26 protein-coding genes and 1 riboswitch are annotated in these 26,988 nt (G+C 53.4%); of the genes, 20 read left to right on the top strand and 6 right to left on the bottom strand.

The features are described from left to right. Positions 1 to 603 carry a DNA-3-methyladenine glycosylase gene (locus GP475_RS00725; protein ID WP_187974773.1) on the top strand — a complete coding sequence of 201 codons (603 nt, stop codon included), beginning with the start codon at positions 1 to 3 and terminating at the stop codon, positions 601 to 603. Here GP475_RS00725 and GP475_RS00720 read toward each other — a convergent pair. Beyond that, complete coding sequence (locus tag GP475_RS00720; RefSeq protein ID WP_187974772.1) at positions 600 to 998, bottom strand: hypothetical protein; 399 nt, start codon at positions 996 to 998, stop codon at positions 600 to 602. The genes GP475_RS00725 and GP475_RS00720 overlap by 4 nt on opposite strands. 333 nt (positions 999 to 1,331) lie before the next feature. Here GP475_RS00720 and GP475_RS00715 point away from each other — a divergent pair, with 333 nt between their 5' ends. From GP475_RS00715 to GP475_RS00685, 7 genes are all read left to right on the top strand, one after another. After that, the gene (locus GP475_RS00715) at positions 1,332 to 1,661 is read left to right on the top strand and encodes a hypothetical protein (RefSeq protein ID WP_187974771.1); all 330 of its coding nucleotides are present in this window, start codon (positions 1,332 to 1,334) and stop codon (positions 1,659 to 1,661) included. A 42-nt stretch (positions 1,662 to 1,703) separates the two neighbouring features. Further along, complete coding sequence (locus tag GP475_RS00710; protein WP_187974770.1) at positions 1,704 to 1,850, top strand: hypothetical protein; 147 nt, start codon at positions 1,704 to 1,706, stop codon at positions 1,848 to 1,850. A 15-nt stretch (positions 1,851 to 1,865) separates the two neighbouring features. After that, the gene (locus GP475_RS00705; RefSeq protein WP_187974769.1) at positions 1,866 to 2,495 is read left to right on the top strand and encodes a hypothetical protein; all 630 of its coding nucleotides are present in this window, start codon (positions 1,866 to 1,868) and stop codon (positions 2,493 to 2,495) included. 474 nt (positions 2,496 to 2,969) lie between these two features. After that, entirely contained in the window at positions 2,970 to 4,295 is a 1,326-nt protein-coding gene (locus GP475_RS00700; RefSeq protein ID WP_187974768.1) for a dicarboxylate/amino acid:cation symporter, read from the top strand. A gap of 172 nt (positions 4,296 to 4,467) precedes the next feature. Beyond that, a riboswitch (TPP riboswitch) is annotated at positions 4,468 to 4,578 on the top strand. A 39-nt stretch (positions 4,579 to 4,617) separates the two neighbouring features. Next, a complete protein-coding gene (locus tag GP475_RS00695) occupies positions 4,618 to 5,211 on the top strand; it encodes an ECF transporter S component (protein WP_187974767.1) in 594 nt (197 codons plus the stop codon). Between the two features lies 1 nt (position 5,212). Next, the gene (locus GP475_RS00690; RefSeq protein ID WP_187974766.1) at positions 5,213 to 6,598 is read left to right on the top strand and encodes an ABC transporter ATP-binding protein; all 1,386 of its coding nucleotides are present in this window, start codon (positions 5,213 to 5,215) and stop codon (positions 6,596 to 6,598) included. Between the two features lie 8 nt (positions 6,599 to 6,606). Then, positions 6,607 to 7,350 carry an energy-coupling factor transporter transmembrane component T family protein gene (locus GP475_RS00685; RefSeq protein ID WP_187975729.1) on the top strand — a complete coding sequence of 248 codons (744 nt, stop codon included), beginning with the start codon at positions 6,607 to 6,609 and terminating at the stop codon, positions 7,348 to 7,350. Between the two features lie 20 nt (positions 7,351 to 7,370). On the opposite strand, the gene GP475_RS00680 is transcribed toward GP475_RS00685, so the two are convergent. Continuing rightward, positions 7,371 to 8,021, bottom strand: coding sequence for a trypsin-like serine protease (locus tag GP475_RS00680; RefSeq protein WP_187974765.1), 651 nt, complete (start codon positions 8,019 to 8,021; stop codon positions 7,371 to 7,373). Positions 8,022 to 8,183: 162 nt separating this feature from the next. Next, entirely contained in the window at positions 8,184 to 8,867 is a 684-nt protein-coding gene (locus tag GP475_RS00675) for a TetR/AcrR family transcriptional regulator (RefSeq protein ID WP_187974764.1), read from the bottom strand. A 103-nt stretch (positions 8,868 to 8,970) separates the two neighbouring features. On the opposite strand from GP475_RS00675, the gene GP475_RS00670 reads away from it, so the two are divergent. The 4 genes from GP475_RS00670 (at position 8,971) to GP475_RS00655 (ending at position 14,293) form a co-directional block, all read left to right on the top strand. Continuing rightward, complete coding sequence (locus GP475_RS00670) at positions 8,971 to 10,461, top strand: flavin monoamine oxidase family protein (protein ID WP_187974763.1); 1,491 nt, start codon at positions 8,971 to 8,973, stop codon at positions 10,459 to 10,461. Beyond that, the gene (locus tag GP475_RS00665; protein ID WP_187974762.1) at positions 10,458 to 11,315 is read left to right on the top strand and encodes a universal stress protein; all 858 of its coding nucleotides are present in this window, start codon (positions 10,458 to 10,460) and stop codon (positions 11,313 to 11,315) included. Before GP475_RS00670 ends, GP475_RS00665 begins: the two co-directional genes overlap by 4 nt. Then, on the top strand, positions 11,305 to 12,813 hold the full coding sequence (locus tag GP475_RS00660) for an APC family permease (protein WP_262485209.1): 1,509 nt from the start codon (positions 11,305 to 11,307) through the stop codon (positions 12,811 to 12,813). Before GP475_RS00665 ends, GP475_RS00660 begins: the two co-directional genes overlap by 11 nt. A 91-nt stretch (positions 12,814 to 12,904) precedes the next feature. Next, on the top strand, positions 12,905 to 14,293 hold the full coding sequence (locus GP475_RS00655) for an NAD-dependent succinate-semialdehyde dehydrogenase (RefSeq protein ID WP_187974760.1): 1,389 nt from the start codon (positions 12,905 to 12,907) through the stop codon (positions 14,291 to 14,293). Between the two features lie 45 nt (positions 14,294 to 14,338). On the opposite strand, the gene GP475_RS00650 is transcribed toward GP475_RS00655, so the two are convergent. Further along, positions 14,339 to 15,697 (bottom strand): aspartate aminotransferase family protein, encoded by a 1,359-nt coding sequence (locus GP475_RS00650; protein WP_224400236.1) that lies wholly within the window; start codon positions 15,695 to 15,697, stop codon positions 14,339 to 14,341. 244 nt (positions 15,698 to 15,941) lie between these two features. Between GP475_RS00650 and GP475_RS00645 the strand changes: the two genes are divergently transcribed. From GP475_RS00645 to GP475_RS00610, 8 genes are all read left to right on the top strand, one after another. Continuing rightward, positions 15,942 to 17,033, top strand: a complete 1,092-nt coding sequence (locus GP475_RS00645) for an ABC transporter ATP-binding protein (RefSeq protein WP_187974758.1) — start codon at positions 15,942 to 15,944, stop codon at positions 17,031 to 17,033. Further along, a complete protein-coding gene (locus GP475_RS00640; protein WP_187974757.1) occupies positions 17,026 to 18,195 on the top strand; it encodes a polyamine ABC transporter substrate-binding protein in 1,170 nt (389 codons plus the stop codon). The genes GP475_RS00645 and GP475_RS00640 overlap by 8 nt, the downstream gene beginning before the upstream one ends. Beyond that, on the top strand, positions 18,192 to 19,091 hold the full coding sequence (locus tag GP475_RS00635; RefSeq protein WP_187974756.1) for an ABC transporter permease: 900 nt from the start codon (positions 18,192 to 18,194) through the stop codon (positions 19,089 to 19,091). Before GP475_RS00640 ends, GP475_RS00635 begins: the two co-directional genes overlap by 4 nt. Then, positions 19,091 to 19,921: an ABC transporter permease gene (locus tag GP475_RS00630; protein WP_187974755.1), complete on the top strand. Its 831-nt coding sequence runs from the start codon at positions 19,091 to 19,093 to the stop codon at positions 19,919 to 19,921. Before GP475_RS00635 ends, GP475_RS00630 begins: the two co-directional genes overlap by 1 nt. Position 19,922: 1 nt before the next feature. After that, positions 19,923 to 21,332, top strand: coding sequence for an NAD(P)/FAD-dependent oxidoreductase (locus GP475_RS00625; protein WP_187974754.1), 1,410 nt, complete (start codon positions 19,923 to 19,925; stop codon positions 21,330 to 21,332). Between the two features lie 111 nt (positions 21,333 to 21,443). After that, a complete protein-coding gene (locus tag GP475_RS00620; RefSeq protein ID WP_262485208.1) occupies positions 21,444 to 22,628 on the top strand; it encodes an acetyl-CoA C-acetyltransferase in 1,185 nt (394 codons plus the stop codon). Between the two features lie 25 nt (positions 22,629 to 22,653). Continuing rightward, positions 22,654 to 23,718 (top strand): enoyl-CoA hydratase/isomerase family protein, encoded by a 1,065-nt coding sequence (locus tag GP475_RS00615; RefSeq protein WP_187974752.1) that lies wholly within the window; start codon positions 22,654 to 22,656, stop codon positions 23,716 to 23,718. Between the two features lie 12 nt (positions 23,719 to 23,730). Then, complete coding sequence (locus GP475_RS00610; protein WP_187974751.1) at positions 23,731 to 24,507, top strand: enoyl-CoA hydratase; 777 nt, start codon at positions 23,731 to 23,733, stop codon at positions 24,505 to 24,507. Between the two features lie 42 nt (positions 24,508 to 24,549). Here GP475_RS00610 and GP475_RS00605 read toward each other — a convergent pair whose 3' ends face one another. Further along, positions 24,550 to 25,074, bottom strand: coding sequence for a MarR family winged helix-turn-helix transcriptional regulator (locus GP475_RS00605; protein WP_187974750.1), 525 nt, complete (start codon positions 25,072 to 25,074; stop codon positions 24,550 to 24,552). 78 nt (positions 25,075 to 25,152) lie between these two features. Then, positions 25,153 to 26,883, bottom strand: coding sequence for an AMP-binding protein (locus tag GP475_RS00600; RefSeq protein WP_187974749.1), 1,731 nt, complete (start codon positions 26,881 to 26,883; stop codon positions 25,153 to 25,155). Between the last annotated feature and the right edge of the window lie 105 nt (positions 26,884 to 26,988).

Here is a 26,988-nt window from a genome sequence, read left to right as displayed (position 1 = left end):
ATGGTAGCTATTGACTTTTTCTTGCCCGCCGACCAGGTTGCTCCGCTCCTTTTGGGAAGCATCCTGCACCATAACGGTGTTTCCTTGCGGCTGACCGAGATCGAGGCTTATCTAGGAGCAGATGACCCTGCCGCCCATTCCTTTCGAGGCCTTACCCAACGCAACGCCGCCATGTTTGGGCCCGGAGGCCACATGTATGTGTACCTTTCCTATGGAATACACCGCGCAGGCAATATTACCTGCGGCCCAGAAGGGGTTGGGCACGGCTGTTTATTACGAGCCGGGGAAGTCATGTCTGGCCACGCGGAGGCATTCCGACGCCGGCAGCTGCCCGATACCCCTTCCCATTATCACCGGCTTGCCCAAGGTCCCGGCAATCTCGGCTCAGCCCTAGGTCTTACCCTCAGTGATAACCACGCACTCGTTTCCCAACTTCCCCACGACGATCCCCAGAGTTTTTGGATCTCGGCTCCCACCAGTCAACCGGAATGGGCCTGTGGGCCCCGAATAGGCATTAGCCGTAACACCGAAGCCCCGCTGCGATTTTGGATTCCCGGGGAACCTAGTGTCAGTCGCTCACGTCGCCGACCTACCCTGAGCTAGGACTTATCAACCAAGAGTGCACCAGCAATAGCTGCTAGCCACACATCTTTAGAAAGAGATAGACCGGCTTCGCTCGGGCGAATACCATCTGCCTGGGTCATGTCTTGATTTCGGAAATAGATACTTAACAAACCAGCGCTAAAACCAGCTAAGCCCAGTGCCGCTAGTTTTTTAGGAACCACTGGAGCCAGCAGCGCCCCACCAATTCCTAGCTGAGAATAGGCAACAAATTGCCGGAATTGCGCGGGGCTAAGTTTCTTCATCTGCGGTACACCCGTAGCAGCAAAATCCTGCAATCCCTTGGCGGCTTCTTCAGGAAGATCCTTAAGACTCCAGCCGGACTGAAGAAGATAGGCTCCCGTGATTCCGCGCAAAATACCACTAGAAAGAGACATAAAATTCCTCCCTACTATCTTTGTTGATACATCACCTACCGCACCAATACTAGGGCACGAAAAGATTTTTTAAAAATTTTGACCCCTTCCCCACTACACCTCGCTACGAAACCGACGGGGTAATTTTGCGAACCGTAATTTTTTAAGCTGCAACTATTAGGCTGCCCTATGGCCGAAAGGAGATCAGACAGGTAACCTTTGACCCCCTAGCTACGAGTTTGAGGTATCTAAAGTAACCACAAACTTGGGCCTTTCGACCGTAGTGCAACGCCATCTTTGCCACTTAACATGAGTCCAGTTCTTGACAAACAAGCTTATGAAAGAGGTTTTTCCATGAAGATTCGCAACGCCGTCGCAGCTGGTTTGATCGCCGCTTCCGCTTCCTTTGGAGTAGCTACCGCAACCGCCGCTGAGACCACCCCCGCCAGCGAGACCGCCGCTGTGTCCACTCCGACCACCGGCACCACCACTGGAACCACCACCGGAACCGAGTCCGGCTCCAGCTTCGGCGACGGCAGCTCCTCCCTCGGCAACACCGGTTCTTCCGACAAACTGAGCGCTCTGTCCTCTGAAATCGACTTCAAGGACATCACCGGCGTCATCAACACCCTCGGTTCCTTGGCTCAGTCCATCATCGGCCTGGTCACCGCCCTCGCTGGCTAAGAGTAACCAGAAACGTCCACACTACAGCTCAAGGAGAGATTCATGGGTGCTGACACTAACCCCAATGACGGTTTGGCCCTGGACCCCACCACTGATCCACTTCCCATCTTGCACTGGGGATCTGAGGTAGGACCCTCCCTCGTCGAGGTCATTAAAGCCATGCTCGGTTTCGCTGCAGGCATCGTATAAAGGAGATTAAGACCGATGAAGTTCCGTCGCACCGCAAGCGCTATTTTGGCGCTAGCTTTTAGCGGTAGCATCGCCGCTCACGGAGTTGCTTCAGCAGACCTACTGGGAAGCAGTGGCCCCGGGGGAGGACGTCCATTTTGGGATCCGACCCAGGTGAATGAAGCAGATGTCAAGCCGGATCATGCTGAAGGAAAATTTGGCCCGGTAACTTTTACTGACGCTGGCGATGGCGACCACGTCATTCCGTTCTTGGAAAAGGCTAATGCGGGTAAAGGCCCCTATTACGGGCGAGTTCAGACCGTAGCTACCGGCTACACCCCAGGACAGTATTACACCGTCCGGGTGACTCTGCGAACCGCTGATAACGGTGCAGATTGGGGCGTGTACACCTGGCAGACCTATCAGGCCACTGCACAGGGTGAACTCCATATTGACCTGCGTATCGAGTTCCCGTCACGGGCTCAGGTAGGCGAACGCATTGTTGCCGCTCCGGCGGTATATAACGCCAATGACATTCGTCGCGACGGCCGACCGAACAAGGTTGATCCCAAGTGCGTTCTCAATTGTGAGCGGGTAGCTCCGTTGACCAAGTACAAGGATTACTCCAACCCGGATTCCATAATCACCATCGGCCAAGCGGAGTAATTTCCCCACTCACTGGTCTTTGATTTTCATTACTCATTCTTGAAAGGATCCTCATGCCTACTGGACAGCAACCTTTCCCTGGTTACTTTGACTCCGACGCCCTTGATTTCGCAGTGAAGATTGTTACCACCATTTTGGGTGGAATTGGGAAAATCTTCGGCGCTCTGAGCTAAGGGCTCGGGTAACTCGGCTTAAAAAAGACACATATCTCAACGTTCGAGGAGGCTTATCGAACTCTACTTATTCGGTTCTCTTCGCGATCCCCTTCCCTGCGGTACCGACACCTACCGTCCTTGGGAAGGGGTTTATCGCGCCTCCACTAATAGACAGAGTAGTATGTTTTTACTAGTCTACTTGGTTAACTTGGTCACAATACTTAGGTCTAGGGAATGATATGCCCGACACCTGACGTTGGACATCAAGAATGCCAGAAGCGTTCCCACCATCAATTACTCATGAGTAGAGGGAGAACACGTGTCGCAGCAGAAGCGTCATGGCTGGGCCACCGGGTTCGGTGCCCAGGTCATCTATGGTCTCATCATCGGGCTTATCCTCGGGTTTATTGCCCGTTCTCTTAGCCCTCACAGCAGCGAGCCCGATAATTGGCTAAGTACGTGTCTTTCCTGGGTGGGAGATACCTATGTTCAACTCCTCAGAGTCATGGTTCCCGCGCTCGTCTTTGCTGCGGTGGTAACCTCCGTCGCAAAACTACGAGAAGTCAGCAACGCCGCCAAACTAGCGCTATCAACTATTTGGTGGTTTATGATCACTGCCTTCTTCTCCGTGCTTGCCGGCTTATTAGTTGGAGCGGTCATGAAACCGGGGGTTGGTACCAGCGTTAACCCAGGAAACGCTGCAGAACCATCAACTATCGGATCATGGTTTGGTTTCCTCAACTCCATCGTTCCGGTCAATATCCTTGGACTTAGCGCAAAGGTTTCCGAATCCGGCGTATCCCTTAGTTTCAACGTGCTTCAGATCCTGGTGGTGTCTTTAGCTATTGGCATAGCTTCAGTCAAAGCAGGTAAAGCCGCTGAGCCGTTTCTTCACTTCACGGAATCATTCCTCTCCGTGGTCCAAGTGATTCTGTGGTGGATTATCCGTCTCGCCCCCATAGGCACCGCAGCACTCATCGGACACGCCGTCGCCGCCTACGGTTGGAGTGCATTAGGCAGCCTCGGGAAATTTGTCCTCGCCATCTATGTAGGTTTGGCTTTGGTTCTGCTCCTGATCTACCCAGCTATTCTGAAAATCCACGGACTTTCCCCCATCGAGTTTTATCGTCGAGTCTGGCCGGTGACTTCCCTCGGCTTTATTACCCGGTCTTCCATGGGAGTCATGCCGGTGACTCAACGAGTCAGCGAACAGGCTCTTGGAGTTCCTTCTTCCTATGCCTCTTTCGCTATCCCGCTTGGGGCGACCACAAAAATGGATGGGTGCGCCTCTATTTATCCAGCGGTTGCTGCTCTTTTCGTCGCCCAATTCTTTGGCGTTGATCTTTCTGCGGTGGATTATCTTCTCATCATCGTGGTCTCGGTGATCGGTTCAGCAGCTACCGCCGGCACAACAGGTGCCGTCGTTATGCTTACGCTGACTCTCTCCACCCTCGGTCTACCTCTTGCGGGTGCAGGACTCCTCCTAGCTATTGAACCCATCATTGATATGGGCCGGACGGCAACCAACGTCACTGGTCAAGCTCTGGTAGCAGCCGTGGTGTCACACCGAGCCGGAATCCTAGACCGTGAGGTGTGGAAGCGCGGAAAGGATCTGCAGGCAGCACCAACGGTGTCTTCATCATGAGCACCCGTACCACCTAACACCTTTGACCCCCATTTCCTTCTGATCCAGGTCAGTAGCTGTCAAGCTCCTGAGCTTCAGTGTCCAATTTCCGCTCTAGGGTTAGCTACCACTAGCTTTCCGTCGTCTTTGTAGTAGGGTGTGACGCAGCGTGTCAGCCTGAAAAACGCCGATGCGCCTAGCGCACGGGAGTCCCCTACCGGGGCTGAGAGGAAAGCACGGATGCTTTCGACCGTTACAACCTGATCCGGATAATGCCGGCGCAGGGAGCGACGACTTTCCCGTGTGCTCTGTGAACCCGATATTTCACTAAGGAGCACACATTATGACTTTTACATCTGCTCGATCCTGGCGGATCGTCGATATTGTCACCGCAGCGGTCCTCGGAGCCGCCATATCTTTTATCTTCATGGTCTGGAATGTGGTGGGCGGCAACCTCTATGAGGTTTTTAACGCCATCACCCCTGGTCTCGGCGGGCTTCCCCTCGGCCTCTGGCTGATCGGCGGGCTCTTCGGCGGACTCATCATCCGGAAACCCGGCGCCGCGCTCGCCGTCGAACTCATCGCCGCCATCATTTCCGCCATAGCCGGCAACCAATGGGGCATCGGCACGGTCTACTCCGGTATCGCCCAAGGACTAGGCGCGGAACTCATCTTCGCCCTTTTTGCTTATCGACGTTTCACCCTACCGGTTTCTCTCTTAGCCGGAATGGGTGCCGCAGCAGGCGCCTTCATCCTCGAATTATTCCTGGGCAACTTCGCGAAATCCTTAGAATTCAATGTGGTGTATTTGTTATGCACCCAACTATCCGGGATTATCCTCGCCGGACTTCTGAGTTATTTTGTGGTACGCGCCTTAGCTAAAACCGGGGCTTTAGACCGCTTTGCTGTTGGCCGTGAACACCGGAAACTTATCTAATATGACCCCACAGATTCGCGCCCGCGGATATGGATGGCGTCATGCCGGCAGAGCGAAACCCGCTCTAGCCAATATTGATCTTGAGATAGAACGCGGAGAACGCATCCTCATACTCGGCACCTCGGGTGCCGGGAAATCTACTCTTCTCGGCGCCATAGCTGGAGTGTTGGGAAGCAGTGAAGATGGTGAAGCCGCCGGAGAACTAGAGGTACGTGACCGGGTGGGTCTAGTCCTCCAAGATCCAGATTCCCAAGCAGTATCAGCTCAGGTAGGCGATGATATTGCTTTTGGTTTAGAAAACCTTTCGGTGCCCCCAGATGAGATGTGGCCACGGGTGCGTCGAGCCTTAGAGTTGGTGGGGTTAGACCTTCCACTCCATCACCTCACCAAGGAGCTTTCCGGAGGTCAGCGGCAACGACTCGCCCTAGCCGGTGTGCTTGCGATGCAGCCGGGGATTATTGCTCTCGACGAACCCACCGCCAATATTGATCCGGACAGTGTTCCGGATTTGGTGGCTGCCACTGCACAGGCTGTTGCTGAAACGCACGCCACGCTGCTGGTGGTGGAGCATCGAGTTGCAGAGTGGCTGCCGCTTATTGAGCGGGTTATAGTCCTGGGCGATGCAGGGCTTATAGTGGATGGACCGCGTGACGTCGTTCTGGCAGAACATGGCGATGAACTGCGTGAACACGGAATCTGGATTCCAGGACCGGCGCCGGTTTTACCCCAGGCGCAGGCTATCCCAGAACACCCCGACACCCTGATCGAAGGGGTAGAGCTGAGTCTAGGGTGGCCGGGTTCTCCAGCGGTGCGAAGCGATATGAACGTGGCGCTGCCGGTGGGACATGGGGTGTGCATTACCGGGAAGAACGGCAGCGGTAAATCAACTTTGGCGTTGGCCCTCGGAGGTTTATTGCCACCGCAGGCTGGGCACGTGATTGCCCATCCCCGCTTGCGTGGATCATTATCTGAGCCTTCTCCCTACCGGTGGCGCTCCCGTGAGCTTTGTCAACGGATCGGCTCGGTGTTCCAAAATCCCGAGCACCAATTTCTCTGCCGCACCGTTCGGGAAGAGCTAGCCTTTGGTGAAACTCCAAAGACCCGGGTTGACGAGTTATTAACTCGGTTGCGGCTGGAACATCTGGCCGAGGCTAATCCGTTCACACTCTCCGGTGGGGAAAAGCGACGCCTATCAGTGGCAACTGCCTTAACTCATGCCCCACAGCTGCTGATTCTTGATGAACCAACGTTTGGCCAAGATCGCCGTACCTTTAGCGAGGTAGTGCACTTATTAGATGAACTCTGCCGGGAGGGCACTACCGTGTGCACGATTACCCATGACCCCCTGGTGGTTCAGGCGTTGGGAGAACAGGAGATCCGGTTGTGAGTACGTCCATGTTTAATCCGGTAATGCGGCCTCTCGCCCTGTTCGTATTTACTACCCCGTTATTAATCTCTATTGATCGGATTTCTGCCGGGGTGGCATGTATTCTCGTGATACCACTCATCGTGATCTTGGGTTTCGGTCCCCGCAAGTGGATTCGCCATGCCTGGCCGGTGCTTCTCGCAGCTATTCTCGCTGGGGTATCCATGACCCTCTACGGACGTCCGGAAGGACATGTCTATGCTTCCTTCCTCAGCGCCCGAATTACCGATAACTCCATCTACCTGGGAGAAGCAATTATCTTGAGAGTCCTGGCTATAGGCCTCGCCTCAGTGGCACTGCTGCGCGATATTGATCCCACCTATTTGGGAGATGGTTTAGCCCAGAAACTTCACCTGCCCTGGCGCTTTGTTCTTGCTACCGTAGCCGGGTTAAGACTGATTTCACTCTTTCGCCAGGATTGGCAGGCTCTTAGTCTAGCCCGACGCGCCCGCGGCCTCGGCGATCACAACCGGATCCGACGCGGGGCAGGCCAGGCATTTTCCCTCCTGGTTTTTGCCCTACGTCGAGCCAGTAGCTTAGCCACCGCCATGGAAGCCCGAGGCTTCGGCGCCTCACCCGACCGAACTTGGGCCCGTCAATCCATTATTACCTGGAAAGATTGGACCCTCATCGGAGTGTGCCTGGGGATCGCCACCACAGCTATCGCGCTCAGCGTATGGGCCGGAGAGTTCCGGTTCCTAGGGGTGGCCTAAACCGCACCTCAAGACAGGGTTTAATGGATAGTGCTCTGCACCCAGTCATACACATTGGCAATATCTTCAGCGTCTGCGGATTTTTCCGTGACCAAGCCGGTAAATCCAACCACTTCATTGCCGCGCATAATTGGGGCACCACTATCCTTACCGGTTTCTAAGCTGAAGCTTTCCGGAGCACCATACCAGCTCAACCAGGCATTATGACCCTCGACCTTAATGTCCGAGGTACCGATACTAAGCAGGTGATTTATCCCTTCTTCACCGTTATAAGCTGCAATTCTGAGGGTCTCTCCAGCCTCTGGCGCCTTGGTGCTTAGCTTGGCTGGGGTTACCCGTTGCACTGGCTCAGCGAAATGAACGAGCATCGCCTGGCTTTCTTCAGGGTTCTGCGACTTAAACTCTTGGCGATCAATACTGACCGGGTCATGACTATCTGCGGTACCGGCTACTGCGCCAGAACAGGTCATCGGCCCTTCAAAGGTTAAAGCCCACTGACTATCCACCATCACAGCGGTGCACACTTGATTTCCGCTGCCATCGGTCAGTGCCACAATCCCTGGATTGTTTTCTGACTTGTCACCTCCTACAGCAGCATGAGCAATGGGAGTGGCCAAAGCCATAGCCACAAGACCCGCGGCCGCAGCGGTGGTTCTTAGACCTTTCAACATAAAGCCTCCTTAAGGCATTCCTGGTTGGTGCGAGCAAAACACCGTCCTTATTGAAAACGGTTGTCACTAAGCATAGGGCGAATTGACCAAAAGGCTCCACCCATCCCCCAAATTAGGTCAACCTATCTAGTTGCTTAGTGCTAAGAACAAAAGCGGTGAGTATTACTCTTTCCCGTCCACCAGCTTCATGACGGCCTCACACAGACTCTTGAGCCCCCACTCAAAAGGAGGATTGGCGTAGGGATTAGGGGAATGATCCGCCGAACTACGTGGCTGCGCATCTAAAGCTTGGCGCAAGGTTGGAGTAACAGCTTCATCATCACCCGGTGCGGACCGGAAAATATCGGCCGGAGCATGAACATCCATAGCTGAGCCAAAAAGAAAAGACTCAAAGGCAACTATGACTGGCATAATCTGGCGCATTGGCACACCTGCTGCAGCTAAGGCTGCTGCCACTGACTCATACATTGCCTGGGTAGCAGGAGCACCACCGACCGGTAGCGTCGCAATGAGCGGCACCAGTCCGGGATAGCGAGCAAAGGTTTCCCGGTAAGAATAAGCCCACTGCCGCAATCCTTCATCTAAAGCGATCTCCCCCGCTACCACCTGTTTAAGGCCGACGTCATCTACCCTCGACATCACCACGTCCTGGATCAATAGCCGCACTTCGTCTTTACCAGAAACATGGTTATACAAAGCAGAAGGCGCTACGCCCAGATGCTTCGCCAATCGAATCATCGTCACTGCGCTATCACCTTCACTATCTGCCAAGTCCAAGGCGGCTAAGGCGATGGTCTTTCGATCCAGAACTGGTAACCGCGGGCGTCCCACAGAGCGTCGAGCCATATCTCAGAATTTTAACGCTATGACCCTTGCCACATTCGGGGCAGGGGTTGTAGCATGCCATAAATGAATCCCATTCTTTTTATGAGAGGAAACTTTTTCGCCAATGACGAAGACGCCTAATAAATCCACTATCGAACGTGACGTTGTTGTTATCGGTGCCGGTCCAGCCGGTCTCATGGCCGCATACACCCTGAAGAAAGCCGGCCGAAGCGTAGCTGTTGTCGAGGCGCGCCACCGCGTCGGTGGTCGTACCTGGAATGGGAAAGTCAAGGACCACGCAGGCGTCGAGCATTTTATTGAAATCGGCGGCCAGTGGATCTCTCCAGATCAAACTCGGCTTATTGCTTTGGTCGAGGAATTAGGGTTAGCGACTTTCCAGCGCTACCGAGAGGGGAAATCGGTGTACCGATCCCCCGACGGTGAGCGTCATATTTATTCCGGCGAGGATCTGCCGACAAGTGAAAAAACGCTGGCAGAAAGCAAGAAACTCATCGCTTTGATGAATCAGGTAACGGCCGAGGTGGGGGCGCAGGAGCCGTGGGCAGCACAGCGTGCCAAAGAATTAGATGAAATCTCTTTCCGGTCATGGTTGGAACAGCATTCGGATGATACAGAAGCTATTGATAATGTTTCTATTTACGTAGCCAGCGGAATGTTGACTAAACCAGCGCGCACTTTCTCAGCGCTGCAAGCTGCCCTCATGGCTGCTTCTGCTGGGAGTTTCGACAATCTTGTTGATGAAGACTTTATCCTAGACCGCCGAGTAGTCGGCGGAATGCAAAGTGTCTCTCTTGAACTAGCCCAAAGAATTGGCGATGAGGATATTTTCCTTGGCCAACCTGCACGAACCCTCCACTGGGCTACACCTGATCCGAGTACAGCCGATGACCTTAATGCTGTCCCAGCAGATGTTCGCAATGGAGTAAAAAATAATGGCGCGGCCGGTGATGTCCTTGTCGAAACCGATGATCTAGCTATTAAAGCCAGGAACGTGGTGCTAGCTGTCCCGCCAAATCTTTACTCGCGGATTCAGTATGTCCCCCCGCTACCCAGAGAACAGCATATTGCCCACCAACACATCTCCATGGGCCTCGTGATCAAGGTCCATGCCATCTATGACCGTCCGTTCTGGCGGGAGGAAGGCCTATCCGGAACCTGCTTTGGCGGCGGACATCTAGTCCAAGAACTCTATGACAACACCAATGTCATAGCTACCGAAAGCGGACCTCAGGAAGAAGAATATGGCACCCTCGTCGGCTTTGTCTCCGACGTCTTCGCTGAGGAAATGTGGGCCCTGGATGAAGAAAGTCGCAAGGAGCGCATTCTCCAAGAAATTGCCAGCTACCTGGGAGAGAAAGCCAAAGAACCGATCGCTTTTTATCTATCTGATATGGCTGCCGAAGAATGGACCCGAGGCGCCTACGCCACCAGCTATGACTTAGGGGGATTAAGCCGCTGGGGTCACCTCCAGAACCAGCCGACCGGACCTATCTATTACGCCTGCTCGGACATCGCAGCCGAAGGCTACCAGCACGTCGATGGCGCCATTCGCCAAGGGGAAAAGGCCGCTCAGCGCATTCTGGAGCAAGCATGAGTTGCATTACTGTTGGCTATACCGCCACCGCAACCGGAAGAGATGCCCTTAATCTAGGAATCGCCCTAGCCAGAGGACTAGATTTCCCTCTAACTATCGCTATGGTCGAGCCCCGAGATGACCTTTTTGGTGCTCCAGATACCCACGACGCCGGCTATGAAAAAATCATCCACCACCAGCTTCAAGAATGGCTGGATGATGCCATTAACCAAGTACCGAAGGATATTTCTGCCGAAGGGGTCATTGTTCGTGCCTGCTCGGATGCTGAAGGTATTCTTGTCGCCGCCCACCAGGCACAGGAGAAGCACCACGCAAAAACCTGCATTATCGTGGTGGGATCTCGCTCCGGCGGGTTGTTGAAGCGGATGGTCATTGGCTCTACGGCACGTGAACTTCTCCATACTGCGGACTTCCCGGTGGCTCTGGCTCCTACCGGCTATAGCCGCCAGGAACCAGTGAGCCGGATCACCGGCATGTTCGGCCCCCGTCCCGGCGCGGTAGACGTTGTCAGTATTGCCGCTCGCATTGCACATCACCGGAACATTCCGCTGCGGTTGGCTTCTTTAGTCACTGAGGAACAAGCGGAAAGCATAGATAACCGCGTTCGGACCATGGTGGGTGAATTACAGCATGATCCACACGTCACCGTGGAGTTGGGTAGTGGCGCCACTTTAGAGCAAGCGATAACACAGTTGAGCTGGGATGATGATGAGATCTTGGTGCTGGGTTCAGCCCGGATAGCCCCGCGCGGACATCTCTTCTTGGGTCGAAATGCCCACCATATTGTGCGCCACTCCCCCGTGCCGGTGGTCGTGATCCCAGCTGGAACAGGAGATGATTCCGATGGCGGATAAAGGTCTAGCTCCAGGTCAGGTGGGAGTTCTCGGAGCGGTAGTCATTGGGGTTTCCTGCATTGCCCCCACCTACACTCTCACCTCCGGTTTAGGTCCCACCATAGCCGCCGTGGGCACCCATGTACCGGCTATCTTGCTCCTAGGTTTCTTACCTATGCTGCTGGTTGCCTTCGGCTACCGGGAGCTAAATCACCGACTGCCCGATAGTGGCACCTCCTTTACCTGGGCTACCAAAGCATTCAGCCCTTGGATAGGGTGGATGGGCGGCTGGGGGCTGATAGCTGCCACAATCATCGTGCTGTCCAACCTCGCAGCGGTAGCAGTAGATTTCTTCTACATCCTTTTGGGCCAGATCTTCGCTCACCCAGAACTTGCTGATCTACGTACAAATATGTGGGTGAATATCCCAACTACCTGCATTCTCTTAGCAATTGCTGCGTGGATCGCCTGGCGCGGCATGGAGTCCACTCAAGCGGTGCAGTATGTCCTCGTAGCCCTGCAATTGGTAGTCCTCCTTGGTTTTGCCATCGCCGCTTTATGGCAAGCGCACAACGGTTCCGCCTTCAACTCCACCACCATTGACCTCAATTGGTTCAACCCGGCAGATCTTCCCGATATCGGCACCGTTGCCGCAGGAGTGTCGCTATCCATTTTCATGTTCTGGGGCTGGGACGCCACCTTAACCCTCACTGAGGAAACTAAGGACCCCCAACACACCGCTGGACGCGCATCAACCATCGTGGTGCTCATCATCATCGCGGTATATATTTTGGTCGCCATCGGTGTCATCACCTGGGCAGGGGTAGGCGATACCGGCCTTGGCGCCGGGAATCCCGATAACCAAGAATCCCTCTTTGCCGCACTCGCGCAACCTATCATGGGACCAGCAGCAGTACTCATGTCTATCGCCGTCATGGCCTCTTCCTTTGCTTCACTGCAATCCACCATGATTTCACCCTCCCGAACCTTGCTCGCAATGGGGCACTACCGCGCTCTACCACCCGTTTTCGCCAAAATTAGCCCACGCTTCCGCACTCCTTCGGTCGCGACGTGGGTATCCGCGCTAGCCTCGGGAGTGTTCTACACCGTCACCCGGCTGATTAGTGAAAACGCTCTGTGGGATACCATCACCGCCCTTGGCCTCATGATCTGCTTCTACTATGGCATCACCGCCTGCGCTTGTGTGTGGTATTTCCGACGTGAACTTTTCACTTCTCTCCACTCCATCATCTTCAAATTCCTCTGCCCCGGATTAGGCGGCATCATCTTGCTAGCAATGTTCGCTATTACCGCCTATGACTCCCTCGACCCCTCCTACGGTTCCGGTTCTTCCGTCTTTGGAATAGGTGCCGTCTTTGTTCTGGGTATGACGGTCCTAGGTTTAGGCGTCGTCCTTATGCTCTGGACCCGGCTCCGCCACCCAGAGTTTTTTGCCGGCGAAACTCTAGCTCGCTCTGAATCAACCTCTGACCATGCAGATGTTCTCTCGGAGGGGTAACGACAAACTCACACCGCCTGCACAAAAACCGAAACTCAAGCATACTGGCCTCTAATGGCCATCATCGATAACCTCTTAAGGAGTAATTCAAATGTCAACATCCCCTAACTATGTGGCTATTAACCCCGCTACTGGTGAACAAATCAACGCCTTTGACCATGCCTCTGATAGCCAAATAGCTGAGGCCGTGGCCCACTCTGCGGAGGCTTTCACGCAATGGCGCTCCCGCCCCATGTCTGAACGAGCTGAGATTGTTACCAAGGTGGCAGAATTATTTGAGGCTCAGGCCCAGGAACTCGGCGCCCTAGCCACCCAGGAAATGGGTAAACCTATTGCGGAATCAGCGGGTGAAGCGGAGTTCTGCGGCGCTATTTTCCGTTATTACGCCACCCATGGTGAAAAGCTGGCGGCAGATACTGTTCTTGAAGAAAATGATCGAGTTAAGTCAGTTATCCAGCGACGCCCCTTAGGGCCGATCTTGGGCATTATGCCGTGGAACTACCCCTTCTATCAGATTGCGCGATTTGCTGCGCCTAACTTGATGTTGGGTAACACAATCCTCCTGAAACATGCGGAATCAGTGCCTGGGTGCGCCGAAGCGGTCCAAAAACTTATGGACGAAGCTGGAGTTCCGGCCGGGGTCTATCAGAATATCTTTGCCACTCATGAACAAATTTCCGCGATTATTGAAGACCCGCGGATCCAAGGTGTTTCCCTTACTGGATCAGAACGGGCCGGAGCTGCTATTGCCCAACAAGCTGGAGCGCAGCTCAAGAAAGCGGTGTTTGAGCTGGGCGGATCTGATCCGTACGTGGTGCTGTCTAGCGATGATCCGCGGAAACAGGCCCGAAAGGCTGTGGCAATTCGGATGGAAAACACAGGTCAGGCGTGTAACTCCAATAAGCGCATTATTGTTCACGAGGATATCTATGAGGAATTCCTCGATGAAACCATCGCGTTAATCTCCGCGCTTACCCCTGGGGACCCGGCGGCAGGGGAAGAAGGAACCTTCGCCCCGCTGTCTTCTGAAGCCGCTGCAGATAAACTTGCTGAGCAAGTACGACGTGCGCGCGAGGCCGGTGCCACTGTCCATGTCGGTGGTGAACGACTTGACCGACCAGGATTCTATGTCTCGCCTGGGGTCATCACCGATATGCCGCGCGGGGAGGATATTTCTTATGAAGAGTTCTTTGGGCCTATCGTGCAGATTTATAAGATCAGCAGTGATGAAGAAGCCCTTGAGTTAGCCAATGATACGCAGTATGGATTGGGGTCTAGCGTCTACGCGGTTGAAAAAGGGCGCGCAGAAAAATTTGGTGAACTTCTTGATGCCGGGATGGTGGGGGTTAACCGTCAAACCCCTGAAACAGAGGACATGCCTTTTGGTGGAGTGAAACGCTCTGGCTACGGCCGAGAGCTTGGCCCGCTCGGCATGGATGAGTTTGTGAATAAGCGCCTCGTTTCCATTCGGAAGAAGTAACAAAACGCATTTCCGCCCCTTAACCCGACGTCAAGGGGCGGATTTTTATGCCCTTCGATACGCAGCGGAATTGAACGTGGACAAGGCGGCGTCGAACCTTTCTAACCCGGTCCGCAGCTCATCTTCTTGAATGGTCAATGGCGGAGTCAGATGGAACCGGTTGCTCACCATGAGGGGCCATACGCCGCGCTCGACGCAGGCAGCCATGAGATCTTTCATGGGTTGAAGCTGTTCTGGTTGTGGAATGAACGGAACTAACGGCTCCTTGGTTTCTTTATCCCAGACCAGTTCCACTGCCCAAAACATCCCAAGACCACGAACATCACCGATGATGCTATGACGATTCATCATCTCTTCCAATGCTGGGCGTACTATTCTGTCCCCTAAGTCCTGAACTCTGCCAAGAATATCCTCATCACGAAAGACCTTGATAGACTCAACCCCCACTGCGCAGGCTAAGGGATGGCCAGAATAGGTTAAACCACCGGGGAAGGGCCGGTGGGCAAAGGTATCCCGAATCTCTCGACGCATGATTACCCCACCGAGAGGGACATACCCTGAATTAACGCCTTTAGCGAAGGTGATTAAATCAGGTTCGACATCAAAGTGTTGAAAACCAAACCACTGGCCAGTTCGACCAAACCCAGCCATGACTTCATCGGCGATATAACAGATGCCGTAGCGGTCACACAGCTTCCTGAGGCCCGCTAAATAACCAGGTGGAGGCACTAAAATTCCGTTAGTACCCACCACTGATTCCACAATAATTGCGGCGATGGTGTCTGGGCCTTCTAATTGGATCTGACGTTCCACATGTGCCAAGGCTCGTTCAGCTTCTTCTTCGGGGGTTGTTGCCCAAAAAGCACTGCGGTATAGGTACGGTCCGAAGAAATGATGACCGTGGAAAGAATCCCCAGTTGATTTCTCATTATCCCACCGCCGGGGGTCTCCGGTGATATGGATCATCGAGCCAGTAGCACCGTGATATGACCGGTACATGCTGAGGACCTTCGTGCGGCCGGTGTATTCCCGCGCCATTCGGATGGCGTATTCATTAGCGTCTGCCCCGCCGTTGGTAAAGAAAACATAATCAAGCCCGTCCGGGGCGATCTCGCTTAAGAGATACGCCAGTTCAGAACGGGCGTCATTGGCAAAAGCCGGGGCGATGGTGGCTAATTTCTCCGCCTGTTGCTGAACGGCAGCAACAAGCCGAGGGTGTTGATGCCCGAGATTGGTATATACCAACTGGGAGCTGAAATCTATATATTCCTTACCCTGATAGTCGCTAAAAATAGCCCCGTCGGCTTGAGCTACCGCTAACGGGCTTATCTGATCCTGCGCAGACCAGGAATGGAATACGTGTTCCCGGTCCCATTGTTGCACTTGTTCTCCACTGATACCCATTGTTTCTCCCTCCCTTTCTTCTAGGGGTTGCCAAGGTCTAAACCAACTCATATTTCTATAGATTAATAGTTATATCCTAAAGTGATGTGCATCATAAGAAATCAACTCACCTCACCCACTACTCGCCATATTTTTCTTCACTTAGTGACTTAGATCATGCCATAATGTGACCAGGACAATAATGAACGACATTCACTTACCAGTGGAACATCTAACTGTTCACACACGTAATTAAAGGAAAGCCATGACAACACCAGATAGACCAGTGTTAAGGCTGGACCATGTAGAAAAGAAGTACAAAGATGTCACCGCTCTTTCCGATGTCCACCTCGACGTCCATCGTGGCGAATTTCTTTCTCTTCTAGGCCCCTCAGGCTGCGGGAAAACCACGCTCTTGCGGATGATTGCAGGTTTTGAACAACCTACCGCCGGACGTATTGAGCTAGATGGCAAGGATTTAACTGCGCTTCCCCCCTATCGCAGACCGGTAAACACCGTCTTCCAATCCTATGCCCTTTTCCCTCACATGAGCGTGGCGGAAAATGTGGCCTATGGACTCAAAAGAGCCAAAGTGCCGCGTCGAGAAATGCCTCCACGAATCAAAGAGGCTTTAGAGCTGGTGCAGATGGATCATCTTGCTAACCGCCTACCTCAGCAGCTTTCCGGTGGGCAACAGCAACGAGTAGCGCTGGCTCGCGCACTGGTCAATAGACCTACGGTGTTGCTTCTCGATGAGCCGATGAGTGCCCTAGACCGCAAACTTCGAGAAGAGATGCAGCTAGAATTGATCCGGCTACATACCGACCTGGGGCTAACTTTTCTTTTTGTTACTCATGACCAAGAAGAAGCTCTAGCTATGAGTGATCGTGTTGTGGTCCTTAACCAAGGTATTGTGCAGCAAGTGGGTTCCGCCGAGGAGATCTACCAGCACCCCGCCAATAAATTTGTCGCCGGTTTTATTGGTACCCAAAATTTTGTTCCCGCCACCGTCATAAAGCGAAACTCCGATAGCTTGATCCTTCGAGGTGAACGAGAATTTCTCAAAGTGTCCGGCCACCACCCTTCCTACCAGGTAGCGGACAAGGTTTTAGCAGCAATCCGCCCGGAGCATATGAAAATCAGGGCGGGGAATCCCAGCAGCGATACCAATGAAGTGGGCGGCATTATCATTGGCGAATCTTTCCGAGGTGATGCCGTTGCCTACCTAGTTCGCCTCCGCGATGGTCATGAAATTTTAGTGCGAGTTCCGGCTCGAACAACCCCGGATATTTCTGAAGGGGATTACGCCACAGTGAGCTGGGCTGAGGACGCAGTGCAGGTGTTCCATCATGACTAAATCACAGTTCCGAGTTCTTGCTCCCCGCATCAGCCGTCGCCAACTGCTTCGAGGGATGATCTTGGGTTCTGGATTATTGTTTAGCAACGCACTTCAAGGCTGCACTGCTGAACGTCGCATGGCCCCAGCTACTAGCACCGACGGCCAGCTGGAAAACAAATTAAATATCTATTCCTGGGGTGATTACGATGACCCGGAGGTCCTTGCTGACTTTGGCCAGCGCTTTGGCGTTAAGGTTCACGTGGATTCTTATGGTTCCAATGAGGAACTGATTGCCAAGCTAGCTGCTTCCCGTGGAACCTCGGGATATGACATCGTAGTCCCCTCTAGCTATATGCTGCCGCAGATGGTGGAGCATGATTTATTGCAGCCACTTAATCATGATTTATTGCCCAACCTCAACCTGATCGCTCCCCGATTCCGGCATTTATCGGTGGATAAGAATAATGACTATTCGATTTGTAAATGCTTCGGAACCACCGGATTCATCTATGACTCTTTAAGTATCCAGGGCTCCCCTACCTCATGGCAGGACTTTGTGGAGCTAGCTCAAGGCGAAGCGTCGGGGAAGGTCGCATTATTGGAGGATGCCTGGGAAGTGGTCGCCATTGCTTTAGGTGCTAAAAATCAGGACCTCAACACCACCGATCCGGGGGTCTTGAAGCAATGCCGAGACCTTGTGGTCGACGGGCTTGCGCCACATGTCAAAGCCTATATCGGCAACGCAGCAACAGCCATGTCTCAAGGCGGGTTTGTGCTGATGCACGCCTTCAATGGAGATGCTCGCCAAGGAATCTTGAACGCCAAGGACCCTGATCGATGGAAATTTGTCTTCCCCACCCCCACCGCAAATTTATGGTACGACGTCTGGTGTATCGCCCGCGGGGCTCCACACCCGGATGCAGCCCATGCTTTCCTCAACGACATTCTCACGCCCGATAATGTCTTATCAGAAGTAGACTATATCGGATATTCCACCGGAGCAGCCATTCTGCATAACCACCCCTCCCAAGATCAACCCGAGACAGCAGATTTTGAGCTTCCCGAACTGATTTTCCCAGATGAACAAATCCTTAACCGGCTAGTCGAGTGTGTCCATGATGAGACGATGTCCACCCGAGTTGATATCTTTAGCGCCGCTCAAACAAGGAGTGGAACATGAATAACTTGAGAAAGAAATATCTACCCAACACCCTCGGCCCAGCAGCTCTCTCCTTCCCCACCTGGGCTTATGCACTATTTTTCTTCCTCATCCCGGTAGCCATGGTGCTCTATTACAGCTTTGGCTACAAACCAGATGAGTTTTCTGCAGTAGCAACAGATCACCTCTCCCTCACCAACTATCGTGAGGTCCTTCACGGCCCGGTGTTTATTACCTTCCTCCACACCCTTCGAATCTCAATTACCGGCACCTTATTATGCCTACTTATTGCTCTGCCGTTTTCCTATTGGCTAGCGATTAAGGTTCCACCTCGTTGGCGAGGTATGCTCCTAGCCCTAGTGATGGTGCCATTTTGGACAAATTTCCTGGTCAGAACAATTGGGTGGCATGTGATTTTATCCCCTGAAGGCATTATCTCGCGCCTTTTAGGCCATCCCATTGATCTGCTCTACACCCGTAATGCCGTGCAAATAGGCGTGGTATATAACTACCTACCGCTCATGATTCTTCCGCTTTTCGTCGCCATAGATCGAGCTGGAGCAACGTTAAGAGAAGCGAGTTATGATTTGGGAGCTGGGCGGATTGCAACATTTTGCTACGTCACTTTGCCGCTCGCTCAACCCGGAATCATAAGCGGCTGTCTCCTCGTATTCATTCCCCTCACCGGGGACTACGTCACCGCTAGCGTCCTGGGCGGAGCCAGTGGTTCGATGATCGGACAAGTTATCGCCCAACAATTCACCACTGCGCAAAACTGGGCCTTAGGTTCTGCGATGGCAGTCACCCTCATTATCGCCACCCTCAGCGTCATCCTTCTCGCAGCTGTACTGGGGTGGCTAATTCGCACCATTATGCGTCGGTCTCAAGCCATTGATGTGATTGAAGGAGCCCACTAATGAAAGCACTATTAAATATCTGGGGGTTGCTGGTCTTCATTTTCCTCTTCTTCCCCATCGCCGTCATCGTCGTATACTCCTTTAACTCTGGCAATATCTTGGCTTCTTGGAATGGCTTCGGGGTGGGCGCCTATGTCCGAGCAATCAATAATGATGTGATTGTCAGTTCCGTGGTGACGTCTCTCCTTGTCGCGGTGTGTTCGGCTGCTTTATCAGCACTGCTAGGCACCATCGGCGGGGTGGCCTTAGCCCATGCTCCTCGAGGAACGTGGTGGGCACTAGGGCTTAGTGCAGTATTGGTGTTGACCTTGGTTACTCCGGAGATTGTTGACGGTGTTGCCTTTCTTCCCTGGTTCGTCACCTTGGGAGTTGATGCTGGGTTAACTCCTATGAATAACGGGCTCGTGAGATTGATCATTGCCCATACCATGTTTTCGGTAGCTGTGGTGACCTTCATTGTTCGAGCTCGGATGACGGGAATTGATCGGCAAGTCATGGAAGCCGCCGCAGATCTCGGCGCAGCTCCTTGGCATGTTTTCAAGGACATCACCTTACCTATCGCGGCTCCCGGAATCCTGGCCGGTGGTCTCATGGCTTTTACCTTGAGCCTGGATAACACCATTCTTTCTAGCTTTGTCCAGCAGCCTGGCTATACCCCATGGCCGGTATATATTTTCTCAGCTGTGCGAGTGGCCCTCAGACCTGAGGTAGCGGCCATGTCTACCATCATGCTGGGCTTAACTTTGTTGGCGTTGGCATGCGTGGGGGTGGTGCTGCGTCGAAGTGGCGCGTCAACTGAATCAGTGATTTCTACGATGGCGGGAGCCTAAGATGAGTACTCAATCCTTATACCCCAAGCTAGATGTCAGGGCTTCCTTGGCCGAAGCCAGTTCTATCCCCCTTTGGTTCGATGATCCTCGACGCCCCGAACCGCGTCCTAGTTTGTCTGGAGCCCATAGCGCCGACCTCGTTATCGTTGGTGGAGGATTCACCGGGCTATGGGCAGCTTTATTAGCGAAGGAGCAACAGCCTGATCGTCGAGTCATTCTCATCGAGGCAAATACCGTAGGCTGGGCAGCTTCGGGACGAAATGGCGGTTTTTGTTCCGCTAGTTTGACTCACGGATATGACAATGGCAAAAAGCATCTTCCTAATGAGGTGGATGTCCTTGAGCAGCTGGGAATGGAAAATCTCGCTGAGATCGAGGCCACTATTGCTCGTTACCAGATGGATTGCGGTTTTGAGCGCAGCGGAGAAATTATGGTGGCTTTGCATCCTCATCAAGAGCGTGAATTAGCGTCTGCTCATGATCCCGATAACGGCCAATACTGGTTGGATCAAACTGCCCTCAAAGAACATATTGATTCTCCTCTCTTCTTGGGTGGTCTGTGGGATACCCAGCGAAACGCTCTGGTTAACCCTGCCCAATTGTGTTGGGAATTAGCTCGGGTCATCACTGATCTGGGTGTTGACATCTTTGAAAATTCTTTGGTCACACAGGTCAGTTCCACCCCCTGGGGAATAAAAGTGGAGACTCGAACCGGGGAGGTCCGTGCCGCTAAGGTGATTCTGGGCACCAATGTATTCCCTTCGCTGATCCCTGCGCTTCGCTTTCATACCGTCCCGGTCTATGACTATGTTCTCGCCACTGAGCCACTCACCCAAGAGCAGCTTGAAGCTATCGGCTGGTCTCGGCGACAGGGTATTTCAGACGTCGGAAATCAATTCCATTATTTCCGTCTTACTCCAAATAACAGGATCCTTTGGGGCGGTTGGGATGCCGTCTATCATTTTGGTCGACGCATAAAACCGGCCTTTGATCAGCGCTCGGCCACTTTTACAACTCTGGCTACGCACTTCCACCACACCTTTCCTCAGCTATCCGGGGTGAAATTTAGTCATGCGTGGGGCGGCGCTATTGACACCTGCACTCGGTTTTTCCCCTTCTTCCATTCCTCTCACGGCGGCGCAGTTGTCTCTGCCCTCGGATTTACCGGTCTGGGAGTTGGCGCTTCTCGATTCGCGGCACGGGTAATGCTCGACCTCCTCAGCGACAACCCCAGCCCCCTCTGTGAACTGGAGATGGTACGGCAAAAGCCCCTACCGTTCCCACCGGAACCTCTTGCCTGGCTAGGAATCCAACTAACTACTCGCGCATTAATCCGCTCTGATCAGCAGCACGGCCGCCGTGGACCTTGGTTGAAAATGCTTGACGCTTTCGGTGTAGGCTTTGATTCTTAAAGCGCTCTATTAAATTCAACGTAATAAATAGTGGCCAGCGTCACGTCATAGGTGTACGATCCTAAGAAGGTTTGTACATATCTTTCACTCGGACTGCACAGGATGAATATTATGAGTGCCGAACAAGACATCGTCATTGTGGGGGCCGCACGAACCCCATTCGGAAAATTTTTGGGAGCTTTATCCACTCTGCCAGCCACTGAGCTGGGGGCCATCGCTATCCGCGGGGCATTGGAAAAATCCCAGGTCAGCGGCGATCAAGTTGACGCGGTGATTATGGGCGAAGTGCTTCAGGCCGGTGTGGGTCAAAACCCCGCGAAACAAGCCGCACTCAGCGCGGGAATCTCGCCTCGAGCACATACCACCACGGTCAATAAGGTGTGCCTTTCTGGACTGAGCGCCATCATCGATGCTGCTCGGCTGCTACGATCCCGCGAAGCTGAAGTGGTGGTCGCCGGGGGAATGGAATCCATGAGCCTATCCCCGCACCTTCTTCCACGTTCTCGTCAGGGTCAGAAATATGGTTCCTGGGAAGCTATAGATCATCTTGCTCATGATGGTTTGCGGGCCGCTGACCTTGACATTTCGATGGGCAAGTTATCTGAGCGTCATGCTGAACGCTACCCTGTCACCCGCGCCGAGCAAGACCACTGCGCCGCTTTATCTCACCAACGAGCAGAAGCTGCTACCCAGGACGGAATATTTGAAGATGAAATCATCCCAGTATCGGTAAAGCATCGCAAGAATACGGTGTGCGTGAATCAAGATGAAGGTATTCGCAGCGGTGTGACCGAAGAGTCCTTAGCGTCATTGTCCCCTGCTTTTGTTAAGGACGGAAGTATTACTGCTGGTAATGCTTCACCGATCTCCGATGGAGCTGCAGCGGTGGTGCTATGTCGGCGAGAGTATGCCGAAACCCATAACCTGGATATTCTTGCCACTCTCCGGGCTGTGGGGCAGGTCGCCGGTCCGGATAGTTCACTGCAAGCTCAGCCAGCTCACGCTCTCCAGGCGGCACTGTCCAGGCAGCAATGGGAAGCTAAAGACCTCGACTTGATTGAGATCAATGAAGCCTTTGGCGCGGTGGTAGTTCACTCCGCTCATGAATTAGGGGTTGATCCGGACCTCATTAATGCGTGCGGCGGAGCAATTGCGCTGGGACACCCTATCGGAGCCTCTGGTGCCCGGCTCGTTGTCCACGCCGCCCACCAGATTAAGGCGAATAAGGCTCGACGCGCCGGAGTTGCCCTTTGCGGCGGAGGCGGGCAAGGTGAAGCCTTGCTGCTCGAGAACTAAATCCGCGGAGGAGTTAATCAAAAAGATGTCTGAACACGTAGTGATTACTACTGAGGGAAAAGCAGGAATTATCACTCTCAACCGTCCCAAGGCGCTGAATGCTCTAAACCTAGACATGGTGAAAGAGATGAGCGTCGCCCTCAAAACCTGGCGAGAGGATGACGATATTGCCCTCGTCATCGTGCGCGGCGCCGGGGAACGTGCCTTCTGTGCAGGTGGTGATATTGCTACCCTATACCAGGACGTCAAGGATGAGTCCGTAGACGCCGGACTCAACAGCGCCGAGTTTTTCCGCAACGAATATGAATTGAACTATCTCATCGCCACCTACCCCAAACCCTACGTGGCACTGATGCATGGAATAGTGCTGGGAGGCGGAGTCGGGGTGTCCGCACATGGCTCCCACCGCGTTGTAACAGACTCCACCCGCCTTGGAATGCCTGAGGTCGGCATTGGTTTCGCCCCTGATGTGGGCGGTACTTTCTTGCTTGCACGCTCCGCGGATCGCCTAGGCCGCCATCTGGCATATACCTCTCTCCACGTCGCTGCCGCCGAAGCCATTGACCTGGGATTTGCCGACTACTATGTGCCAGAAGATCAACTTGAGGCCCTGACTGAAGCTCTCATCTTCTCTGGTAATGCTGCGGTCATTGAGCGATTCTCCCGCGAGATCGGCCCTGGTTTTGGTGACGACCGCGCCGAAATGGTGCAGGTGTATTCCGCAGCTAGCCCGGAAGAAACTCTTCTCCGACTAGATTCCCTCGCCCGAGCTCACGGCCCTGAGCATTGGGCGGCGAAAGCAGCTAAGAAGATTCGTACTCATTCTCCGCTAGGGATTAAAACCACACGCTACGCCCTGGATAAAGCAGAACACCAGGACTTAGCAGAAGCTTTAAGCACGGAGTTCTGGACGTCGATGAACCTGATGCTGGAGGGAGAGTTCGTAGAGGGGGTACGGGCTCAAATTATCGATAAGGACCGACAACCTCGGTGGGCTTATCAGAGCCTGGAAGCTGTACCAGAAGAACTTGCTGTACGAATGCTTTGCCCGAGAACAGGCTCGACGTTCACGCCGCCGCAGTTTAGCTAAGAAAGGAACACCATGAGCAACTATGACAATATTCTCCTCGAAACTCATGACCGGGTTGGCCTTATTCGTCTGAACCGGCCCAAAGCTCTCAATGCACTGAATAAAGCGACCATGGAAGAGGTGGTAGCTGCCGCACAAGAATTTGATCAGCGATCTGATATCGGGGCCATCGTGATTACCGGCTCGGATAAGGCCTTTGCTGCGGGGGCGGACATTAAGGAAATGGTGAGCAAAACTGCCACGGATATGTACCTGAGTGATTGGTTCGCCGGGTGGGAGGGGTTGACCCGAGTACGCACTCCGCTGATTGCCGCCGTTAATGGTTATGCCCTGGGCGGCGGTTGTGAGCTGGCCATGATGTGTGACTTCATTATCGCTGGTGATGGTGCGAAATTTGGGCAGCCTGAGGTGAATTTGGGAGTTACCCCTGGGATGGGTGGATCGCAGCGTCTCACCCGTGCTATTGGCAAAGCTAAAGCTATGGAGATGTGCCTGAGCGGCCGGATGATGGATGCCACGGAAGCTGAATGCAGTGGTCTCGTGGCACGCGTAGTTCCGGCTGCGCAACTTGTGGACCAGGCCCTAGAAACAGCAACCGCTATTGCGGCGAAATCATTCGTTGCTACAAGCATGATCAAAGAACAGATCAATGCAGCGTATGAGACAACCCTCCAGCAAGGGCTTCTCTTTGAACGGAGAACTTTCCATTCCATCTTTGCTTCTGAGGATCAGAAGGAAGGTATGGCTGCTTTCGCCGAAAAGCGTGAGGCGGAGTTTAATCACCGTTAGGCCCTCAAAGAAAGGCAGCCCCTCCCGTGACAACGGGCGGGGCTATTCCACGACGTCACCGACTTTTCGACGCAGCTTCGCGGCAATTGCACGCAGCTGTGCCTGATCTTGAGCATCGAGTCCAATATTTTCAAAGTACTTATTGACCTGCGGGGTTGCCGCACCAGCTAAGGCAATACCTTGATCAGTCACCATCACGAGGACAGAACGGCGGTCTTCCCGATTAGGGATCCGTTGCAAAAGTCCTAGTTTTTCCAGCCGGCTTACTGCGTGCGTTAATGAGGCCGGGGGCAATTGCAGACGGGTACTGATCTTGTTCATAGATAAAGCCCCGGACTTGGCATACATCAGGACCGTAAGCAGCTCAAATTGATTAAAGGTAATGCCAAACGGCTTCAAGGCTTCCTCAGCCCCGCCCCATAAAATATCCGCAGCCCGCACCGTCGAACTTATCGTGGCCAGCCCTTCTGCTGCTGCACGAGAATGACGCTTGGCCCACTGGCGTTGGCCTTCCGCGATCGCATCGAAATTTGTCGCGGTCAGAGAACGATGGCTGGGCTGGGGCATAATGTGCGTCTCCTTAGGCCAACTAGGGTGCTGGGGGGCAAAACACAAGGCTGGGCGAGGAACCAACGCTGAAGTATTCTAACCCTTAAGGGAAGGGAAATCACTATCCGCATATTCGCTGGACACCGTGTTCTTACCTCCATCCTCAGCATGAATCTCCGTTTCCCTCTTCCGCAGTTCAACCCGGCGAATTTTACCCGACACGGTCTTAGGAAGCTCATAAAACTCTAGCCTCCGGATCCGCTTATAGGGCGCAAGATTTTCCCGACAATGCTTCAAAATAGCTTCCGCTGTTTCTGCCGTCGGCTTAAAATGCGCAGTCAACGCAATATAGGCCTTCGGCACCGCCAAACGAATGGGATCCGGAGAAGGAACAACCGCAACCTCGGCAACAGCGGGATGCTCAATAACAACAGATTCCAATTCAAAAGGCGACAGTCGATAATCCGAGGCTTTAAACACATCATCGGCCCGGCCAATATAGAAAATGTATCCATCCTCATCCCGCTCCGCTATATCACCGGTATGGTAATAACCATCCCGGAATACCTCCGTATTCTTTTCCGGAGCATTGGCATATCCGGGGGTCAACCCCACTGGACGAGGATCTAGCTGAATACAGATTTCCCCCGTATCGCCCAAGGCATCAGTGGCTGGATCTTTGAGAACAATCTCATACCCGGGCAAGGGCTTCCCCATGGATCCAGGTTTTACTGGCTGGCCAGGAGTATTAGCAATTTGCACAGTAGTTTCAGTCTGCCCAAAACCATCTCTCAACTCACCACCCCACGCCTTCTTAACGGTATTAAATAACTCCGGATTAAGCGGCTCCCCGGCGGCAATAAGCTTGGTTGGCGGAGTTTTCAACCTTGAGAGATCTGCCTGGATAAGCATTCGCCAAACTGTAGGGGGTGCACAAAAGCTACTCACGCCTTCTTCTTGCATTTTGTCCATCAGGGCTAATGCGTCAAAGCGGGTGTAGTTATAGATAAACACGGTTGCTCCGGCGATCCACGGGGTAAAGAAATTGGACCAGGCGTGTTTAGCCCATCCAGGAGCAGCGACGTTAAGGTGAATATCCCCTGGCTCCAAACCCAGCCAATATAGGGTGCTGAGGTGCCCCACGGGATAAGAAGTATGGGTGTGCTCCACAAGTTTGGCTTTCGAGGTAGTGCCCGAGGTGAAATATAGGAGCAGTGATTCATCAGCACTAGTGGGTTGTTCTAACTCAAAATGAGTGTCTGCCTGGTAAGACTCCGAATAAAACAGGGTGGGGTGAGCGCTTTGGGCAACGTCCCCATCCTGAATTTGGATGACTGTGAACTCACCGGTGACATCCTGGAATTTCTGCGCATCATCATGATTGACAATGACCCATTTAATCTCTGCCGCCTCAGTGCGCTCCTGAAGATCAGCAGCACCCAGCATGGCTGTAGCCGGATTCAGCACAAAACCCGCCCGGATACAGGCCAACATGGATTCCCATAATTCCACTTGGTTATTCAGCATCAGCATGACCCGGTCGCCACGCTGAACACCCTGATCACTCAGCCACCGCGCAAGTTGGCACGAACGTTGAGATAACTCGGAAAAGGTTCGACGACAGCTGCTTCCGTCCGCCTCACAAATAATCAAGGCGTTCCGATCCGCAGACTCCGGATGTTGAGCAAGATAGTCAAACCAATCAGTGGCGAAATTGAAATAGTCAAAATGCGGCCATTGGAATTCGCGACGGGCAGTGTCATACTCCACGCGGTGCTGAACAAGATAGTCGCGCGCGGCTAGGAATTTTTCAGTAACCGTAGTCATGGTGCTCCTCAGACGAAGGGAATGAAGACGCATGCCAGATGGAAGACCACGTGGGTGGGTGAGACGACGGCACAGGGGCCAAAAGTGTGGTCTTAAAGTTGTGAC

The organism is Corynebacterium poyangense (assembly GCF_014522205.1).
In the GTDB taxonomy this organism is placed as follows: Bacteria; Actinomycetota; Actinomycetes; order Mycobacteriales; family Mycobacteriaceae; genus Corynebacterium; species Corynebacterium poyangense.
This window is presented reverse-complemented; position numbering and strand designations above follow the sequence as displayed.

Coding starts and splice junctions, on each gene's coding strand:
- GP475_RS00685 (WP_187975729.1), top strand. CDS start 6,607: ATGTTTAATCCGGTAATGCGGCCTCTCGCCCTGTTCGTATTTACTACC.
- GP475_RS00715 (WP_187974771.1), top strand. CDS start 1,332: ATGAAGATTCGCAACGCCGTCGCAGCTGGTTTGATCGCCGCTTCCGCT.
- GP475_RS00675 (WP_187974764.1), bottom strand. CDS start 8,867: ATGGCTCGACGCTCTGTGGGACGCCCGCGGTTACCAGTTCTGGATCGA.
- GP475_RS00665 (WP_187974762.1), top strand. CDS start 10,458: ATGAGTTGCATTACTGTTGGCTATACCGCCACCGCAACCGGAAGAGAT.
- GP475_RS00705 (WP_187974769.1), top strand. CDS start 1,866: ATGAAGTTCCGTCGCACCGCAAGCGCTATTTTGGCGCTAGCTTTTAGC.
- GP475_RS00640 (WP_187974757.1), top strand. CDS start 17,026: ATGACTAAATCACAGTTCCGAGTTCTTGCTCCCCGCATCAGCCGTCGC.
- GP475_RS00710 (WP_187974770.1), top strand. CDS start 1,704: ATGGGTGCTGACACTAACCCCAATGACGGTTTGGCCCTGGACCCCACC.
- GP475_RS00620 (WP_262485208.1), top strand. CDS start 21,444: ATGAGTGCCGAACAAGACATCGTCATTGTGGGGGCCGCACGAACCCCA.
- GP475_RS00660 (WP_262485209.1), top strand. CDS start 11,305: ATGGCGGATAAAGGTCTAGCTCCAGGTCAGGTGGGAGTTCTCGGAGCG.
- GP475_RS00645 (WP_187974758.1), top strand. CDS start 15,942: ATGACAACACCAGATAGACCAGTGTTAAGGCTGGACCATGTAGAAAAG.
- GP475_RS00725 (WP_187974773.1), top strand. CDS start 1: ATGGTAGCTATTGACTTTTTCTTGCCCGCCGACCAGGTTGCTCCGCTC.
- GP475_RS00600 (WP_187974749.1), bottom strand. CDS start 26,883: ATGACTACGGTTACTGAAAAATTCCTAGCCGCGCGCGACTATCTTGTT.
- GP475_RS00655 (WP_187974760.1), top strand. CDS start 12,905: ATGTCAACATCCCCTAACTATGTGGCTATTAACCCCGCTACTGGTGAA.
- GP475_RS00605 (WP_187974750.1), bottom strand. CDS start 25,074: ATGCCCCAGCCCAGCCATCGTTCTCTGACCGCGACAAATTTCGATGCG.
- GP475_RS00615 (WP_187974752.1), top strand. CDS start 22,654: ATGTCTGAACACGTAGTGATTACTACTGAGGGAAAAGCAGGAATTATC.
- GP475_RS00680 (WP_187974765.1), bottom strand. CDS start 8,021: ATGTTGAAAGGTCTAAGAACCACCGCTGCGGCCGCGGGTCTTGTGGCT.
- GP475_RS00625 (WP_187974754.1), top strand. CDS start 19,923: ATGAGTACTCAATCCTTATACCCCAAGCTAGATGTCAGGGCTTCCTTG.
- GP475_RS00630 (WP_187974755.1), top strand. CDS start 19,091: ATGAAAGCACTATTAAATATCTGGGGGTTGCTGGTCTTCATTTTCCTC.
- GP475_RS00720 (WP_187974772.1), bottom strand. CDS start 998: ATGTCTCTTTCTAGTGGTATTTTGCGCGGAATCACGGGAGCCTATCTT.
- GP475_RS00635 (WP_187974756.1), top strand. CDS start 18,192: ATGAATAACTTGAGAAAGAAATATCTACCCAACACCCTCGGCCCAGCA.
- GP475_RS00695 (WP_187974767.1), top strand. CDS start 4,618: ATGACTTTTACATCTGCTCGATCCTGGCGGATCGTCGATATTGTCACC.
- GP475_RS00650 (WP_224400236.1), bottom strand. CDS start 15,697: ATGGGTATCAGTGGAGAACAAGTGCAACAATGGGACCGGGAACACGTA.
- GP475_RS00670 (WP_187974763.1), top strand. CDS start 8,971: ATGACGAAGACGCCTAATAAATCCACTATCGAACGTGACGTTGTTGTT.
- GP475_RS00610 (WP_187974751.1), top strand. CDS start 23,731: ATGAGCAACTATGACAATATTCTCCTCGAAACTCATGACCGGGTTGGC.
- GP475_RS00690 (WP_187974766.1), top strand. CDS start 5,213: ATGACCCCACAGATTCGCGCCCGCGGATATGGATGGCGTCATGCCGGC.